The organism is Lysinibacillus sp. FSL W7-1291, from assembly GCF_038593415.1.
Classification (GTDB): Bacteria; Bacillota; Bacilli; order Bacillales_A; family Planococcaceae; genus Lysinibacillus; species Lysinibacillus fusiformis_D.
Genome location: NZ_CP151994.1, coordinates 3,284,368 through 3,303,218, shown reverse-complemented (window position 1 = coordinate 3,303,218; position 18,851 = coordinate 3,284,368). Strand labels below are relative to the sequence as shown.

General features: G+C 36.4%; 10 protein-coding genes. All 10 read left to right on the top strand.

Annotation, left to right across the window (positions count from 1 at the left end; all coding sequences use genetic code 11):
* Window positions 1–15 precede the first annotated feature (15 nt).
* The 10 genes from NST76_RS15935 (at window position 16) to NST76_RS15890 (ending at window position 18,851) form a co-directional block, all read left to right on the top strand.
* Entirely contained in the window at window positions 16–738 is a 723-nt protein-coding gene (locus NST76_RS15935; protein WP_051891635.1) for an energy-coupling factor transporter transmembrane component T, read from the top strand.
* Complete coding sequence (locus NST76_RS15930) at window positions 732–2,201, top strand: energy-coupling factor ABC transporter ATP-binding protein (protein WP_330493078.1); 1,470 nt, start codon at window positions 732–734, stop codon at window positions 2,199–2,201. Before NST76_RS15935 ends, NST76_RS15930 begins: the two co-directional genes overlap by 7 nt.
* Window positions 2,202–2,266: 65 nt before the next feature.
* Entirely contained in the window at window positions 2,267–4,015 is a 1,749-nt protein-coding gene (locus NST76_RS15925) for an ABC transporter ATP-binding protein (protein ID WP_330493079.1), read from the top strand.
* A gap of 108 nt (window positions 4,016–4,123) precedes the next feature.
* Entirely contained in the window at window positions 4,124–5,836 is a 1,713-nt protein-coding gene (locus NST76_RS15920) for an ABC transporter ATP-binding protein (protein WP_089934157.1), read from the top strand.
* A 37-nt stretch (window positions 5,837–5,873) separates the two neighbouring features.
* The gene (locus tag NST76_RS15915; protein ID WP_342544141.1) at window positions 5,874–7,517 is read left to right on the top strand and encodes an AMP-binding protein; all 1,644 of its coding nucleotides are present in this window, start codon (window positions 5,874–5,876) and stop codon (window positions 7,515–7,517) included.
* Entirely contained in the window at window positions 7,514–15,316 is a 7,803-nt protein-coding gene (locus tag NST76_RS15910) for an amino acid adenylation domain-containing protein (protein ID WP_342544139.1), read from the top strand. Before NST76_RS15915 ends, NST76_RS15910 begins: the two co-directional genes overlap by 4 nt.
* Window positions 15,313–16,281 (top strand): MetQ/NlpA family ABC transporter substrate-binding protein, encoded by a 969-nt coding sequence (locus tag NST76_RS15905; RefSeq protein WP_342544138.1) that lies wholly within the window; start codon window positions 15,313–15,315, stop codon window positions 16,279–16,281. The genes NST76_RS15910 and NST76_RS15905 overlap by 4 nt, the downstream gene beginning before the upstream one ends.
* Window positions 16,282–16,295: 14 nt before the next feature.
* A complete protein-coding gene (locus NST76_RS15900; protein WP_342544137.1) occupies window positions 16,296–17,054 on the top strand; it encodes an ABC transporter ATP-binding protein in 759 nt (252 codons plus the stop codon).
* Window positions 17,038–17,802, top strand: a complete 765-nt coding sequence (locus NST76_RS15895; protein ID WP_330493083.1) for an ABC transporter permease subunit — start codon at window positions 17,038–17,040, stop codon at window positions 17,800–17,802. Before NST76_RS15900 ends, NST76_RS15895 begins: the two co-directional genes overlap by 17 nt.
* Before the next feature lie 11 nt (window positions 17,803–17,813).
* Window positions 17,814–18,851 (top strand): methyltransferase, encoded by a 1,038-nt coding sequence (locus tag NST76_RS15890; RefSeq protein ID WP_342535023.1) that lies wholly within the window; start codon window positions 17,814–17,816, stop codon window positions 18,849–18,851.

Genomic DNA, 18,851 nt, shown 5'->3' with positions numbered 1-18,851 from the left:
AGGGAGAAGATTTATATGTATGAGCAGAGCAATGTGCATATGCAAGTTTCCACCGTCAAGCTTGATCCAAGAACAAAAATATACCTGCTACTGTTAGTGAATGTTGCGGTGTTTTTGTCACCTTCTTTTCAATACGAACTGCTATTAATGGTCATCATATTTAGTCTTTGTCTATTGATGGGTATGTTGTCATTTTCAATAAAAATGATGCTAGGATATGGATTTATTCTAGGTATTCACTTTATAAGTGAAAGATTTTTATCTGGTACATGGGAGCTAATGTTTGTCTCGTTTGCTATGTTTATTAGAAAAATTTTTCCATGTGTTGTCATGGGAGGGTTACTAGTTGGGACTACCAAAATCAATGAATTTATGACGGCCTTAGGAAAACTACGACTTTCAAAAAAAGTAATTATTCCATTAGCCGTCATGTTACGCTATTTTCCTATGATTGGGGAAGATTGGCGCTATATAAAGGATGCGATGAAATTAAGGGGCATTTCTCCCTCCATCATAGGCTTTCTAACAAAACCTATGCAAACGGTTGAATGCATATATGTTCCTTTAATGATGGCAGCATCCAAAATTGCTGATGAATTATCTGCTGCAAGTATAGCGAGGGGAATTGAAAACCCGAAAGAGCGCTCTTGCTTTCAACATGTACATTTTCAACTAAGCGATAGTATTGTCGTTTTTGTATTGACGTTTTTTGTATTTGGAGGGCTGTTCATATGTTGAAAATCGAGCAATATTCATTCCATTATACAGATGAGAAAAGTGAAGGTATCGAAAATATAAATTTTCATGTGAAAAGAGGACAGTGCATTTTATTATGTGGTAAAAGTGGCTGTGGGAAAACAACGATTATCAGAGCAATTAACGGTTTAATTCCTTATTTTTATTTCGGCCAACTTAAAGGGCAAGTGATGTTAAATAATCTACCTGTAGAAAATAGAAAGATGTATGAATTAAGTGAACAGGTAGGGACAGTTTTTCAAAATCCACGATCACAGTTTTTTAACGTTGATACAGATAGTGAGATTGTATTTGGAATGGAAAACATGGCATATCCAAAAGAAATGATGGAAGAAAGAATGCAAGAGATTACATTGGAACTTCGTTTAGAAAAGCTTCGTCGTCGTAATATTTTTCATTTATCAGGTGGTGAGAAGCAGAAGATTGCCTTTGCGAGTGTCTATGCTGTTGCACCAGATGTTTTTGTGCTAGATGAGCCTTCGTCTAATTTAGATGCGGCTGCTATTGAAGAATTAAAGGAGATGATTGCCTTACTAAAAAGGCAAGGTAAGACGATTATTATATCTGAACATCGACTTTATTATTTAAGAGATTTAATTGATACTGCCATTGTGTTAAATAAGGGACAAATTGTATCAACTTATACACAAAAGGAATTTTTACAGCTTTCGAATCAACAGCTGGAACAATTGGGGCTACGCACGCTTTATTTAAGCAATGTACAGTTTCAACATCGACAGCAGCCTGCTAAACATAAAGTCCATGAACTTGTTGTGAAGGATGTTACGATTTCACATAAAAAGAGAAATATACTGGAAAATATACACTTTGCAGCAAAAAGCGGCGAAATTATTGCCATCACAGGACATAATGGGGCAGGGAAAACGACCTTTGCTAGATCGCTATGTGGTCTACATAAAATAACATCTGGAAATATTTATTTTAATAATCAAAAACTAACTTCGAAAAAACAAGCACAGCTCTCCTATCTGGTGATGCAAGATGTTAATTATCAGTTATTTGCTGAAACAGTCGAAAAGGAATGTGTCTTTGGGGTGAAAAATCCTGATTCAAATTTAGTACAACAGGTATTGGAGGAGATGGATTTATTAGAGTTGACAGACCGACACCCTAATACATTATCAGGTGGACAAAAACAAAGGCTTGCAGTAGCGGCTAGTTTAATAAGTGAAAAGGAAATTTTAGTATTTGATGAACCGACAAGTGGACTAGATTATGACAGTATGCAAAAGGTGGCAAGTATTTTAAAAAGTTTAGCGGAGGCTAATAAAATTGTTTTTGTTATAACACATGACCTGGAATTTATAGCGACCTGCTGTCACCGTATTCTTCGTTTTGAAGATGGAAAGAAGCAAGACGATTATATACTGAATAAAGAAAATCAGCAGTATACAATTGATGCTTTCACTCTACAGCAAGGTTAGCGGCTGCTGAGTAAAGTACAATGTAAAATTACACAGATGATTGTGTAGGAAGGGGCTGAATAACAATGGAAAAAGCACTACAAAATAAAAATCCGATCTTCATGCTTCTTTCTTGGGCAGGAAAAGATAAAAAATATTTATATTTATCGGTTTTATGTTCTTTAATTAGTGGTCTTTCTACAATTGTACCTTATTTCGTTATTTATCAAATTATTGAGCAAGTCTATCACAATACCTTAACGGAAGCCTTATTAATTCAAAATTTATTACTTTTGATTACATCGATTATTGTTCGATTTGGGCTCTTTGCTATTTCTGGTACTCTCTCGCATAAAGGAGCCTATCGAACGTTATTTAAAGTGCGTTGTCAAGTAACAGAGCATATGGCACAAGTACCATTAGGCTCTTTAAATGAACGAAATACAGGGGAAATTAAAACATTATTAAATGAAGAAATCGAAAAATTAGAATTATTTTTAGCCCATCATTTACCAGAGCTCATCTTTTATATGAGTGGTCCAATAGCTGTCTTTATCTATTTATGTACGGTAAATGTACCGTTAGCGCTTATTTCGTTTATTCCATTAATCATTGCAGTAGCAGTTATGGCCATCATGTTTCGTGGTACGAATCAAATGATGGATCGTGCAGCACGTTCTATAGCTAATTTAAATGCAATCATTATCGAATATATTCAAGGCATGCGTTTAATTAAGGCATTTAACATGAGCAGTTCATCTTTTCAAAAGTTTGCTAAAGCTGTAGATGATGAATTTAAGACATGGAAAGAAATATCTTTGAAAATGGGCCCACCATATGCGAGCTATATCATTATTATAGAGTGCGGTTTATTGCTAATGGTGCCCATAGGTGGCATGTGGTTCTTAAATGGTAGCTTAACAGGAAGTGTCTTTATTCTTTTTGCATTTGTAGGTTCATTGTATTTAACAGAACTACGCCCTCTACAAGAATTAGGCATGAACTTTGCACAAGTATTAAATGCTGTAAAGAAATGTGTAACTTTTTTAGAAACACCTGTTTTTGAACAAGGGCAAGCATTTCCAAAGAATTATACTATTGAATTGAAAAATGTTAACTACTCTTATGATGGGCAGAAAGAACATTTAAAAAATGTGAATCTAACGATTGCTGAAAATGAAAAAATAGCTATTGTCGGTGCTTCAGGTTCAGGGAAAAGTACAATTGTCCAGTTGATTTCACGCTTTAATGATGTTCAACAAGGGGAAGTGTTAATCGGCAATCAAAACGTCAAGGCTATTGAGTATGAGGAATTATTAAAAAATATAACGATAGTATTCCAAAAGACATTTTTAACGAGTGGGACCGTTTTCGAAAATATTGTTATGGGCTCTAGCGCCACACTTGATGAAGTAAGAGAAGCAGCAAAAAAGGCCCAAATTGATGATTTTATCATTTCATTACCAGATGGTTATGATACGAAGGTAGGGAGCTTTGGCATTAGATTTTCTGGTGGTGAAAAGCAGCGTATTGCGATTGCACGTGCCATTTTAAAAAATGCGCCTATACTAATATTGGATGAAGCCACATCCGCAGCTGACCCAGAAAATCAAGCCGAAATTGATCAGGCCATTGCTGAGCTTTGTGTAGGTAAAACGGTTATTATCATTGCACATCGTCTTGGAATGATTAAGCATTGTGATCGAGTGGCCATTGTCGAAAATGAAACAATTCAAGCGTGTGGAACACATCAAGATATGCTAGAAGAATGCCCTTCATATAAAAAAGTTTGGCAGGATTATAGCAAAGCTAGAGAAATTACGTATGAATTGTAAGATATTTATCTTGGTTCAGCAGATGTCACATATTTGGAAGAAAATTACCTACGTAGCGACGGGTACAATTACGCTAAGGCGTAATTAATGGATGAAGGAGAATTTAGTATGGACAAAAAACATGCATTTAGAAAAAATATTTCTTTTTATCTTTCTGTTGTTTTCAATGTCATCGAAGGGATGCTAGCTGGTTTTAATTTTATCGTTTTATACTACACGATTAAAGCCTTAATTACAGAGCAATTAACGATGAGCATGTTAACTCAAACTATATTATTATTAGGTGCTGTTTTTGTTATTCGCTTAATTGTCTATGCATTTGGTTATACGAGAGGGCAAATTGGTGGTGCGCAAGTAAGTAGAATTCTTCGCTTGTCGCTGGGCGATAAAATGAAAAAAATACCACTTTCCTCCTTTACGAAGGCACAAATTGGCGAGTACATTAATGCAACGACAACAAGTGTTAATAATTATGAAAATATTTTGACTCATAAAATTGGTGATATTATAAAAAATACTTCATTTAGCTTACTGTTAATTGGCTTCGTTGCAACGCATTCGATATCTGCTGGAATAGTTCTTTTATGTTCAGGCTTATTATTATTACCATCACTTTACTTGTCCTTTTTAATGGTAAAAAAATACGGGAACGAGAAGAAAAATATTATGACAAAAAATACAAGTGATGTAGTGGAGTATATTAATGGTATTCAAACGCTACGATCATTTGGTTTAGGTGGTGTTAAAAATAAAGCAACAACTGATTCTATGAAAGCCTATAGTGATATTAGTTATGTATATGAGATCAAAGTAATTCCAATTGGTACGATATTTAGCATTCTCTGTTGGTTCAGTTTACCGATTGTTCTTTATTTAGCAGGTCATCAATGGTTGGCAGGAAATCTAGAGGCTTCTTCCTTCTTTCTAATTAGCATCAGCCCTTTATTTACATGTAAATTGTTTGGCACACTTTTTATTGACCTTACCTCTTATAAAAATTTTATGATTGCCAAACGTCAAATTGAAGCTGTATTAGATGCAGAGGAAGAGCCATCAAGTGATGCCTTTTTTGAACCTGAACAATATAGTATAGCTTTTCACAATGTGAATTTCGCCTATAGCCAAGAAGAACCTGTATTGCGTGATATTAATTTTGAAATTGGGTCTTCCCAGTTTGTAGCAATTGTCGGGCCATCGGGTTCGGGAAAATCAACTATTTTAAATTTAATCACAAAATATTATGAGCCTAATCGTGGTGATATTTTAATTGGTCAGCAAACGATTCAATCGATCGCTACTGAAAAAGTAATGCCAAAAATTTCAATGGTTGATCAAGATACTTTTTTGTTTAATGACACGATATTAAATAATATTCGCTATACAAAGCCAGAAGCAACAAAACAAGAAATTATTAATGCTGCAAAAGAGGCCAACTGCCATGATTTTATTGAGAAGTTGGAGTATGGCTATGACACAATCATTGGGGAAAATGGTAATAAGTTATCTGGTGGTGAAAGGCAGCGTATATCCATTGCACGTGCCATTTTAAAGGACAGTCCTATACTTTTATTAGATGAAGCGACCGCTTCGTTAGATATCGAAAATGAGTTAGCTGTAAAAGAAGCGATTAAAAATCTTTTGAAAAAGAAAAAAACAGTGGTGATGATTGCCCATACACTTTCCATTATTAAAAATGCAGACAATATATTAGTTGTGGATGGAGGACAAATCGTTGAAGAAGGGTCACATCAAAGTCTTATCGCTAAGGAGGGCAAATATGCAGCTATGTGGAAAAAAGAACATCAATTAAGTATCGTCTAACAAATAGATGTTAACAGAGAGAATGGAGGCGAAAAGGATGTCTCAGCAAATGGATTGGTATTTACAAGAAGTAGAACGATATGAAGAATTGGGCTTTTTAAGAAAGAAAACATTAATGGAAGAGCTTGACATCATTGCTCAACGGTTTCCGCATCATCTGGCAGTAGTGGAAGGGAATCGACGCTTAACTTATGAAGAGCTGCTTCAAGAAATTAAGCAATTATCGACAGGCTTTTTATCTTTAGGTTGGCAGCAGGGTGATCGGGTTTTAATGCAGCTACCAAATACAATTGAATTTATTACTGTTTTATTTAGTCTGTTAAAAATAGGTGTGCAGCCTGTTTTGATGTTGCCATCCCATAGAGAAGTAGAAATCGATACAGTTGCCAAAATGGTTCAGCCAATAGCTTATATATGTTGCAGTAGTTATCTAGGTTTCCAGTATGAATGTATGGCCGCACAGGTAATTCCTCAGCATAAAAGTATTCGATATATTGTGACGGTTGGGGAATCCACCATACAGTGGCCAGCATCCTATACACATGTAACAGTAGATCAACTGAAAGAAAGGAACTATTCATTAGCAATTAGCGCTTCACCTCACTATAGAGATACTGCATTATACTTATTGTCTGGTGGCACAACAGGCATTCCCAAAATAATTCCGAAAATACATGAAGCTTATGCCTATAATGCATTCGCCTCTGCTGAAAAATGTGGAATGACTCCTGAAACGGCATACATGGCTGTACTATCGATTTCACATGATTATCCGTTATGCTCACCAGGTATATTAGGTACTCTTTTTACAGGTGGAAAAGTGGTATTATGTCAAACCTCTAGCTTTGATGAAGCATTTCATGAAATCGAAAAAGAACAGGTGACACATACCGCCATTGTACCAACAATTGCTAGCCTTTGGTTAGAAGCATTTGAATGGTATGAAGATTTGAATATGTCGAGCTTAGAGGTGGTCTTAATTGGCGCTGCTCACATAGAGCAGGAAATGGCTGTTCAATTTATGAATACATTTCACTGTAAAATACAACAAGGATACGGACTCGGCGAAGGGATTACTTGTTTCACAGCATTAAATGATCCTGTGGAAATTGTTACAAGCTGTCAAGGGCAGGCAATTTCGATAGGTGATGAAATAAAGATTATAGATGAGCTAGGAAGAGAAGTTCCTCAGGGTCAGCTTGGAGAATTGGTGGCAAAAGGTCCGTATACATTTGGCGGATACTATCAAGCATCTGCTTTAAATGCAGAAATTTTTACCAAGGATTACTTTTTACGTACTGGTGATAAGGCTCGTATTACATCAGATGGAAATATACAAATTATCGGTCGAGTAAGGGAGCAAATTAATCGTGCAGGTGAAAATGTTATACCATCTGAAATTGAAAGTTTTTTACGTACACAGCCAATGATAAAAGATGCTGCTGTTGTTGGTTTACCAGATAAGGATCTAGGAGAAAGCATTTGTGCATTTATAGTGACCGATGGACAAAGAATGGAACGAGATGAGATATGTAGTTATTTATTTCATATAGGTGTTGCTCCATATAAACTTCCAGATCGAATCATATATGTTGAGCGATTACCGTTTATAAATGTAGGGAAAGTGGATAAAAAAAAATTAAAACAGATGGCTATGGAAAGTGAGGCGTCTATGCATTGAAATTAGAAAGTGATTTAGACATCATCCGAAATCTAGCATTAGAAGTCAATCAACTCCTCGGTATAAAGAAAGAAATACGCGCGGATCAAAATTTATTGGAGTTAGGCTTAAACTCCTTACAAGTCATGAAATTAGTCAGCAAACTAAAAAAAGCTGGCATTACCATTACTTTCAAAGAATTAATATCGGAACCTTATTTGAGCGCTTGGTACGAATTATTAAATAGAGAGGCTGTCCATTCAATAAATAGTGATAACTCCCTATTAGAAAATCAAGATAAAACAATACCTAATATGTATGAGCCATTTCCATTAACAGATGTACAGTATGCCTATTGGGTTGGGCGACAAAGCGGTCAATATTTAGGCGGAAATGGCTGTCATGGTTATATGGAAATTAACGGTCAACATATTGATATAGAGCGGCTTGAATCGGCATGGGCCATCATTGTCCAGCATCATCCTATGCTCCGTGTTAAGTATACGGAGGATGGCCAACAGCAAGTTTTAACAGCATCCCCTTTTACAGCTATTGCTGTTCACGATTTAACAACATGTTCACAAGACGAGGTTAATCAACAATTAGAAGCTATTCGTGCGAATACTTCACATCGGCTATTGGCAATTGATCAAGGGGAAGTAGCTCGATTACAGCTATCTCTATTGCCTGATGGTAAAACGCGACTTCATTTCGATATCGACTTACTTGTAGCTGATGTGCAAAGTTTCCAAATCATTTTACATGATTTAGCGGCCGCTTATACTAGACAACAAAAACCAAAAGCACCTGAAAATTGGAACTTTGCGAAATATCTTTATGATAAAAAATTAGCAAATGCTGATGAAGAACGTTATGCCGAAGCCTATTGGAAAAACAGGTTAGCCACTTTACCATTAGGTCCTAAACTACCGTTGTCAAACAATGCTGCGTTGATACAACACGAACCTAAATTTACAAGAAGAGAGTACTTTTTAGAAGATACTGCTTGGAGCAAGCTGCAATTGATTGCCTCTCGTTATAACGTTACTTCTGCGATGGTATTGTTAGCAGCTTATGCTTACACATTAAATAAGTGGAGCAGTGAATCCCGTTTTCTTATGAATATACCATTGTTCAATCGAGATACTTTGTCTGAAGAGCTAGAGCATGTTGTAGCTGATTTTACTACCTTGTTATTATTGGAGGTTGATAGTGAAACACAACAGTCTTTTTTAGCCTTTACAAAAAGTTTACAACAGCAATTTCATCAAGATATGAACTATACGGCTTATTCAGGGGTCAAAATTCAACGAGATTTAGCTAAGTATCACCCAGATGAAAAAGTCTTTGCTCCAATCGTTTTTTCATGTAATTTAGGTGTACCACTTATTAATGAAGAATTTAAAGATGCATTTGGCAAGATTCATTACATGATTTCTCAAACACCTCAAGTTTGGTTAGACTTTCAAATGTTTGATATGGATGGTGGTTTATTATGTATTTGGGATGGTTTAGATGACATATTTCCATCAGGTTTATTGGATGACATGTTTGATCTGTTTATCAAAACCATTCATTGGTTAATTGAAGACGAACAGCATTGGCTCCAACATCCAGCTATCGAAACGAAAGCACAAATAGCAAGACGTCAAGTAATAGAAGATTTCATAGTAACAGATTCTGCACAGTGCTTGCATACGTCTTTCTTTGAAATAGCAAAGCAACAACCATATGCTATAGCGCTAATAGATGGGATAGACCATCATGAAATAACTTATAAACAACTAACCTTACAGGCGGAACAGGTGGCTGCCACATTGTTACATAACGGCTTTAAAAAAGGTGATCGAGTAGCGATTTCATTGCCGAGAGGATTAGAGCAAATTCAAGCAATTTTAGGGGTTTTGGCTATTGGGGGATGCTTTGTTCCAGTACATGTGACACAGCCAAGTGAGCGCTATAAAAAAATTATGGAAAAGGCTAATGTAAGCTTTATCTTAACAGCTGCTCCCTATGAGGCAAAATATAAAAATATTGATCAAGTACTAGTTATTAAAATAGAACAAACACAACAATTTGGTCATGTGACATTGCCTAAAGTGGATGTAAACAGCTCAGCTTATATTATTTTTACATCAGGCTCAACGGGAGAACCAAAAGGTGTGGAAATTAGTCATAAAGCAGCTTGGAATACAATTGCAGATATCAATCAAAAATATAACATAAGCATGGAAGATCGTATTTTAGCAGTATCCTCATTAGATTTTGATTTGTCTATATACGATATATTTGGTCTTTTGAGTGTTGGTGGCAGCATTGTTCTTCTTTCAGACGATACGGCTCGAAACGCTGATATTTGGTTAAAGTTGGTTCGTCATTATCATGTTACACTATGGAATTCTGTACCCGCTTTATTGAAAATGTTTTTAATAGAGGCAGAAAGTGCAAAATTAATTTGTTTAGATTTACGTATCGTCATGCTGTCAGGTGATTGGATTAACTTAGATATTCCTGACCGATTGTTAAAAGTAGCACCGAGAGGTTTATTAGTAGCGATGGGTGGTGCGACAGAAGCGGCAATCTGGTCCAATTACTATAATGTTGATCACCCGTTACCAGCAAATTGGCGATCGATCCCTTATGGAAGACCATTGAGAAATCAGTTTTATAGAGTGATTGATGTAAATGGAGAAGATTGTCCGAATTGGAAAGCAGGAGAATTGTGGATAGGCGGCGCTGGTATAGCCAAAGGGTATGTAGGAGAACCACAATTAACTGCTGACCGTTTTATAGAAGAAAAAGGTATTCGCTGGTATAAGACAGGGGATAATGGGCGATTTTGGCATAATGGGCTTATTGAATTTTTAGGAAGAAATGATTCCCAGGTAAAGGTACGGGGTCATCGTATTGAATTAGGTGAAATCGAAAGTGTTATGCGAAGCTATGAGAAAGTGGAGGATGCCGTTGTCACTGTCAGAGGAGAGGAAAGCCAATATTTAGCTGCTTATATTGTAAGTTGTTCAGAAAAAGAGCAGGTACAATCTATAAAGAACAATAAACCCATGATTGATTGGTCTAACATAGATCAATTAAAAGCGTCAGGGTATTTTTTAAAAAATGTAAATGAGAATGAATATCGTTATCGATTATTTAAAAATTATTGTACCCACCTCACTACGGAAACGATTTGTAAAATACTTGTCAGATGTGGTTTTCCAATAGAAAAAGATGCAAGCTACAATAGGATAACGATCATAGAGCGAGAAAAGATCAACAGTCGATATCAAAGCTTAATCGATCAATGGTTTAGATTTTTAGAAAAAAACAATATCGTTTCATGTGATGGGCCGATTATTCATAATAAACAATGCTTAATCGTCCAAAATGAAGAATCGTTTCATCGTTTAAATAAAAAACAAACAACATATATAAATGAATTTATTTCTACCTTTTTTGAAAAAAGCTATGCACTTTTAACTGGTGAAATAGAGCCTTTAGAATTATTGCTTCCTCATAATGTACACACTTTAGAGCAATTGACAGATAACCTATCTGATGGAAACAAACAGCAAGAAGTATTCATAAACTTGATTCAAACGGTATTAAATCATCGAATAGAACGTCAAGCACCACTCAAAATATTAGAGATTGGGACGCGTCATATCAACACACTTCAAATAGTAATGGAAGCATTTTCGACAGATGAGCTACATTATACGGCTACAGATGAATCCAACTATTTTTTAAATCGTGCTCAACAAATTGTAGGGTCACAGCCGAATATCCATTACAAAATGCTTGATATAAATAAGTGCCCGATTTCTCAAGGCTTTGTAGATGATGACTATGATGTGATTGTGGCTTCTCACTCTTTACATAGAGCAGCCCATATTAGAAATTCACTTAAACATTTAAAAAAGCTATTAAAGCATGGCGGTTTATTCATTCAATTAGAAATGACGGAAAATAATCCTCTGCAATTAGTCAGTACAGCATTTTTAGAGGATGGCTTTACACATTATGAGGATGAAAGGGCAAAGACATGCCTTCCCTTATTATCAGAAAATGATTGGCTTTCAGTATTGACAGACGAGGGCTTCACCAATATGACGACGCAGTCTATTGATACCGCGTTTACACAGTATTTATTTGTAGCGCAAGTTGAACGACAATCAACATTAGATTTCCAATTAGAACCACTTCACCGTTACTTAGAACAACGATTACCAAACTATATGATTCCACAAGTCATTATTCAATTAGAGCAGTTGCCTATTACTGCTAATGGAAAAGTAGATCGAGCAGCATTACCAATCCCTCAACAAGAGCAAGCTGATCTAGCTAAAAAGGATTTTATTGCACCAACAACCTCAATCGAATTGAGATTAGCACAAATATGGAAAGAAGTATTAGGGCAAGAAGCCATTAGCATAGACGATCATTATTTTGAGCTTGGTGGAGATTCATTATTAGCTACTCAGCTTAGTGCAAAAATAAAAGAGCAATTTGCTGTCAAAATGAGTTTAGAAGCCATCTTTAATCAACCAGTGTTTCAACAAATGGCCTTGTTATTAGAGGAACTAGTGCACCAAAAGTCAAATGAGGACTCGGAGAAAAAGTTACCAAGTATAGAGCCTAATGAGCAGGATCGTTTTAAGCCGTTCCCATTAACAGACGTTCAGCAAGCCTATTGGTTAGGCCGTAGCGGCATTTATGCGTACGGGGATGTATCTACTCATTGCTATTTTGAAATGGATTGTTCTTCCCTCGATCATGCAAGGGTGGAGCAAACATGGAATCGTCTTATCCAACATCATGATATGATGAGAGCCATTATTTTAAATGATGGACAACAGCAACAAGTCCAAGAATTTGTAGCGTATTATTCCATTGCTTCCTATAATCTTACGAATCTTTCAGCAGAACAACGTAAAGAACAGCTCACGTTAGTGCGCAGTGAGATGGAACATCAAACTTTTATTCCGAGTGAGTGGCCATTATTTGATATTCGTATGTCGGCCATTAATGAACAAAAAACAAGAATCCATATTAGTTTTGACAATATCATTTTTGATGGCTTTAGTATGTTCTATTTATTTAAAGAGTGGAAGCGGCTATATGATGATTCTTCAGCAAAACTACAAACACTTCAAACGACATTTAGAGATTATATACTGGCTTATCAAAAAATTCGAGAGACCGAAATGTATAAGCGGGATATTCAATATTGGCATCAGCGAATTGACAATATGTATCCAGCACCTGATTTACCACTGCTTGATTATAAAGAAGATTTATCTAACTGTAAATTTACAAGATACGAGGAAAAGCTATCGACAGAAGAATGGCTAGTATTAAAGCAATTGGCTGCCAAAATGAACTTGTCACCAGCCTCGTTGTTAATAGCTGCTTATGCTGAAACGTTAGCGAGATGGAGTAGCCAACCGAAATTTACGATTAATCTTACTCGTTTCCATCGTGTGTTGTTCGAACCAGATGTTGACCAGCTCATAGGTGATTTTACATCTCTTAATCTGTTATCTATTGATATGTCAAAAGGAGAATCTTTTTTAGAGCGTGCAAGAACTGTTCAAAAGCAATTATTGCAGGATTTAGAACATCCTTATGTAAGTGGTGTTTATGTCGAACGAGCACTAGCAAAAAAATGGTATCGACAAATGGGGATTATGATGCCCTTTGTCTTCACGAGTGGCTTAGGGCTTGAAAAAAATAATGGATCTACAACAAAAACTAGCTATTTAGGGGATATTGTATATGGATTATCTCAGACACCTCAAGTTTGGCTAGATCATCAAGTTTCAGAGCAAAAGGGTGAATTATGGTTAAGCTGGGATGCCATAGAGGAGCTTTTCCCGCAGTATCTAATTCGCGACATGTTTGAAGCATACACCCGTATTTTAAAGGAGCTTGCTAGGAAAGAAGACTTATGGCAACAGCCAATTAGGAGTCTTGTATGTTTCCCATGTCAAGAGCAAGAAGGGAAATTGAAAGGACCAGACACAGCTATCTCCGACGAGACATTAATCAGTCTTGTTGAAAAACAAATAGCAGCAAATCCTACTAATCTGGCAGTGATTTCGGAAGAAAAAAATATGACGTACGAACAGCTAAGTCATTTAACGAACCATACTGCGCAAGCAATACTCGCAATGGATCGTACTAAAGGAAGATTAGTTGCTGTTGTTATGGAAAAAGGATGGGAACAGATAGTTGCTGTTTTAGGCATTATGAAGGCAGGGAAGGCATATTTGCCGATAGATTGTACAACACCGATTGAACGGATGAAATTTCTTTTACAGGAAGGAGAAGTTCAATCCATTGTGACGCAAGCACATGTACTTAAACAGCTACCTTTTTTAAATGATTATCATGTGACAGTCATTGATCCTGAATGGGCACATCAAGAATGTTTTATTACTAGTCCTGAATTATTGTCTTCTGATTTAGCGTATGTCATTTATACTTCTGGTTCTACTGGAAAGCCGAAGGGGGTCATGATTGATCATCGAGGTGCAGTGAATACGATAGTAGATATTAATGATCGACTTGGCGTTTGTGCAGAGGATCGCATTCTTGCGTTATCTAACTTGACGTTTGATTTATCGGTCTATGATATTTTCGGTTTACTTGCTGTTGGAGGAGCCATAGTAGTACCACGAGCTGAGCGCATAAAAGATCCTGTTCATTGGAATGAATTATTGCAAACGCAGCACATTTCCATTTGGAATACAGTACCTGCCTTTATGCAAATGCTGGCACAATATACTAAAAATATAGAGTTTTTCACATATCCAACATTAAGAGCGGTACTACTGAGTGGAGACTGGATTCCAATAAGCTTGCCAAGTGAAATTTGGGAAATTGCGCCAAAGACACAAATTTTAGGATTAGGTGGTGCAACAGAGGCGTCTATATGGTCGAATATTTTCGATATACAAACAGTAGATGGGAATTGGAAGAGTATTCCATATGGGAAACCTTTAGCCAACCAATATTATTATATTTTAAATGACCAAATGGCGGCCTGCCCTGTGAATGTACCAGGAAATTTATATATCGGAGGAGTAGGGCTTGCAAAAGGCTATTGGAAAAATGAAGACCGTACAAATGAGCAATTTTTAATTCATCCAATGACAAAAGAGCGTCTATATGCTACAGGCGACTTAGGGCGATATTTGCCTGATGGCAATATTGAATTTTTAGGAAGAGCAGATGCACAAATCAAATTAAATGGCTATCGGGTTGAAATAGGCGAAATAGATTATCACTTAGCTAAATTGCCTTGTGTGAAGGAAGCAGCAACCATTGTTCATGAACGTAATGGAACATCAATACTAGTGGCATATGTAGTATTAGAAGATGAACAAGATGGACTAAATAATGAACAATTTAAACAATTACTTGCTCAAAAATTGCCTCATTATATGTTGCCTACAATCTATAAATCTATTGATAAAATGCCTCTATCAGAAAATGGGAAAGTAAACCGTAAGTTTTTACAACAGTTACCATTGAATGAGCAAGAGCTGTCAAAGAAGTATAGAGCACCTTATACAGAGATGCAAAAAGACGTAGCAGCAATATGGGAAGAAATATTATCCTACGCACAGCCTGGACTTGATGATGACTTTTTCACATGTGGAGGTAATTCTTTAATGGCCATTCAAATGATCGGAAAAATAAAAGAGCAATTCACTATAGAGCTTTCTATTCAAACACTATTCACGCATACACGCCTTGAACAACTAGCAGCATATGTTGAAGAGCAAAGTGTCACTATGGAGGAAGGAGCTCTATGAGACAGCATCTCCTTGCCCGAATATGTTTCATGATTATCATGATGGCTTGCATAAGTGGCTGTAGTGAAGAAACAAAAATAGCTAAGCATTCTTCATTAAAAATAGGTGTGTTACGAATCGATGATAGTCTGCCTTTATATGTAGCTGAGAAGGATCAACTTTTTCAACAATATGGTGTCGATGTTGAGCTTATAGAGTTTGGCAGTGCTTCTGACCAATCCAAGGCGATGGAGGCTGGTGAGCTCGACGGCATGATGACTGATATGATAGTCCAAAATTTAATAAAAAAAGGAGGCTTGGATGTTAAAACCATTGCATTAGCATTAGGTGCGACGGAGAAGGAGGGAAGATTTTTAGTCGTTTCTTCTCCGCAAAGCGCTATTGTTGAACCGAAACAGCTAGAAGGACAATCTGTAATGATCGCTGAAAATACAATGATGGATTATCTAATGGAGCAATATGAGCGCCATTTAAAACTAGAATCCTCCCAAATAACAAAAATTCATTTGCCGAATCTTTCATTACGTGTAGATGCCATATTAGCTGGAAAAGAAGCGCAGGTAGCTATACTACCAGAGCCATTGGCAAGCTATGCAGTTGCCCAAGGTGCAAATATTGTCATTGATGATACAAAGCTTGGCGAGAACTTTTCCCAATCAGTCATCGTGATGACACAAAAAAATATAACAAAAAATAGAGCTGAGGTTAAAAAATTTCTGGAAGCCTACAATGAAGCCATTAAACAGGTAAATCGGCAGCCAGAAAAATACTTTGAGCTTGCCTTACAAGTGGCGAATGTACCAGAAATTTTAAAAGAACAATATACAGTTCCAGCCTTTACGCCTAATCGTGTACCAGCACAAGAAAATATTGAGCGTCTTTCGGATTGGTTAGTTTCTAAAGGATTATTAGAGCAAGCCTTTTCATATGAAGAGCTAGTAGAGACATCCTTAGAAGAACAGTAAAAGGAGGATAGGCCATGTATCAAATTCAGCATGTTGACTTAGCATACAAATCAGCCTCAGGTATGGTGAACGCTCTGCAAAATATTAGCCTTCATATATCTTTAGGTGAATGTGTAGCTATTGTTGGTGTCTCAGGTAGCGGAAAATCCTCATTTTTAAATATTGTAGCTGGCTTGGAGAAACCGACTAAAGGAACCATTTATTTTGATGGTAAAGAACTGAAAGGACCACAGCAGGAGATAGCGATTATTTTTCAAAATTATGGCCTGTTTCCATGGAAAAGCGTGAAAGCTAACATAGCTCTCCCTTTAAAGCTTGCTAAACGCTCTAAGCAGGAAAGGGACAGGGACACACAATTAATTTTATCGCAATTGAATATTCACGATTTGCAGAACCGCTACCCTTTCCAACTATCTGGGGGGCAGCAGCAGCGGGTTGCCATCGGTAGGGCTTTAATTCAAAAACCAAAAGTCTTGTTAATGGACGAGCCGTTTTCTGCGTTAGATATTTTAACGAAGGAGCAATTCATACAGACATTACAAACAATACGTCATGAAAGAAATTTAACCTTACTATTCGTGACACATAATATTGATGAAGCGCTGATGATGAGCGATCGAATTGTTGTATTTCACACGAATGGAAAAACAATTGCAGGAATTATTGAGAATGATTATCAAATAGAGGGGCGTCATCATCCTGCTTGCATGTATCGTCAGCAACAGCGGATTAAACAATTATTAAAGGGAGAGCCCTGTGAAGAAGACATATAGTATAGTGATTGCTGCCATCATGATTATTTTATTATGGCATCTGTCTAGCATTGCATTAAATAAACCTTTTTTACCTTCTCCCTTTAAAGCAGGACTATCATTTTTAACAGTAGTAACAAACGGTGATTTAACACCACATTTTGTCATTAGTAGTTATCGAGTAGCTATTGGTATTGGCTGCGCTCTTTTATTAGCGATTCCTACAGGATTACTTATGGGATGGAATAACAAAATAGACCTCATATTAAGTCCTTTATTATATGTGCTCTACCCTATCCCGAAGGTTGTTTTTTTACCAATTATTCTTGTGTTATTTGGATTAGGCGATGCCCCAAAAATCATTTTAATTGCCTTTGTTCTTTATTTTCAATTAGTCGTAGTCATCCGTGATGCAGCGAAGGGAATTCCTTATGATCAGAAGCAAGTTATCCGGTCATTAAATGCTACAAAACTACAAACATTGTCTCATTTGACATTACCCTATTGCTTACCGAGTGTAATGACTTCTTTAAGGGCTTCATTAGGAACAGCATTAGCCATTCTATTTATAGCAGAAACTTTTGCATCTTTTAGCGGATTAGGATATTACATTTTAAATCGAATGGATAGTAGAGATTATCTAGCTATGTATGCAGGTGTGATAGGACTAGCTTTATTGGGTGGAGGGTTATATGCCCTTATTAATATCGCAGAAAACACTGTTTGTAAATGGTATAAATTGATGGCAGATAATAGCAGTAACCATTAAGGAGAAAAACTATGGATATACAAGGAAATATGATACGTTCAACGATTCAAGGCTTTTCTACATCTTATTTGCTCTATACAGCTTGTGAATTAGGAATATTTGATGCCTTATATCAAGAACGAAGACATGTATCGTTATTGGCAGAGGAATTAGCAATTGATGAAGACATACTCTTTCGTTTTATGAGACCATTAGTGGCTTTAAAGTATGTGAAAGAAGAAAAAAATTATTTTAATTTACTTCCTTTAGGGGAACGGTTGGCAGGACAAGCAAAGGATTCTTTAAAGGATTTTCTGCTATTTACAGGGAGACAAGCAATGCCTTATTGGTCAAAACTATGTGAGGCAATAAAAATGAACAAAATCCCATATCAATTAGTAGAGAAACAGCCTTATTTTCAAGCACAAATACAGCAAAACGAAAAATTTGAAGTGTTTCATAATATGATGAGTAAAACAAGTGAACAGCTTCAATTAGACACCTATTTCGCAGCAAAAAAGGATTGGCACTGTATCAAGACAATTATTGATATTGGTGGTGGATCTGGAGAGATAATTGTGAAATTTTTGGAATATTATCGCAATGCTCAAGGGGTTGTAATCGATTTACAACATGTTCAACAAAAGGCGGAGGAGAAGCTGGCACTTTACGGTTTCGATAGTCGATGTACGTTTCAGGCAGGAGATTTTTTTCATGCAGTGCCACGGTCAGGTGATCTCTATATTCTATCGAGAATTCTCCATGATTGGGAGGATGAAGCAGCAATTACAATTTTATGTAATATTGCCGAAAGTATGAGCGAAAATTCTGCACTAACTATTATTGAAAAAATATTACCAGAGGTCATTGAAGGAAATGCCTCGCATTTATATATGACAGATTTAAATATTTGGACGATGTGCGGAGGCAAGGAAAGAACACAATCGCAGTTTGAAGCGTTATTCCATCAAAGCGGCTTAAAGATCAAAGCACTTTATCCATTAAAAGAAGATGACTATCTAATAGAAGTTGTCAAAAAGGACTTCGAATATCAGGAGGGCATATTATAA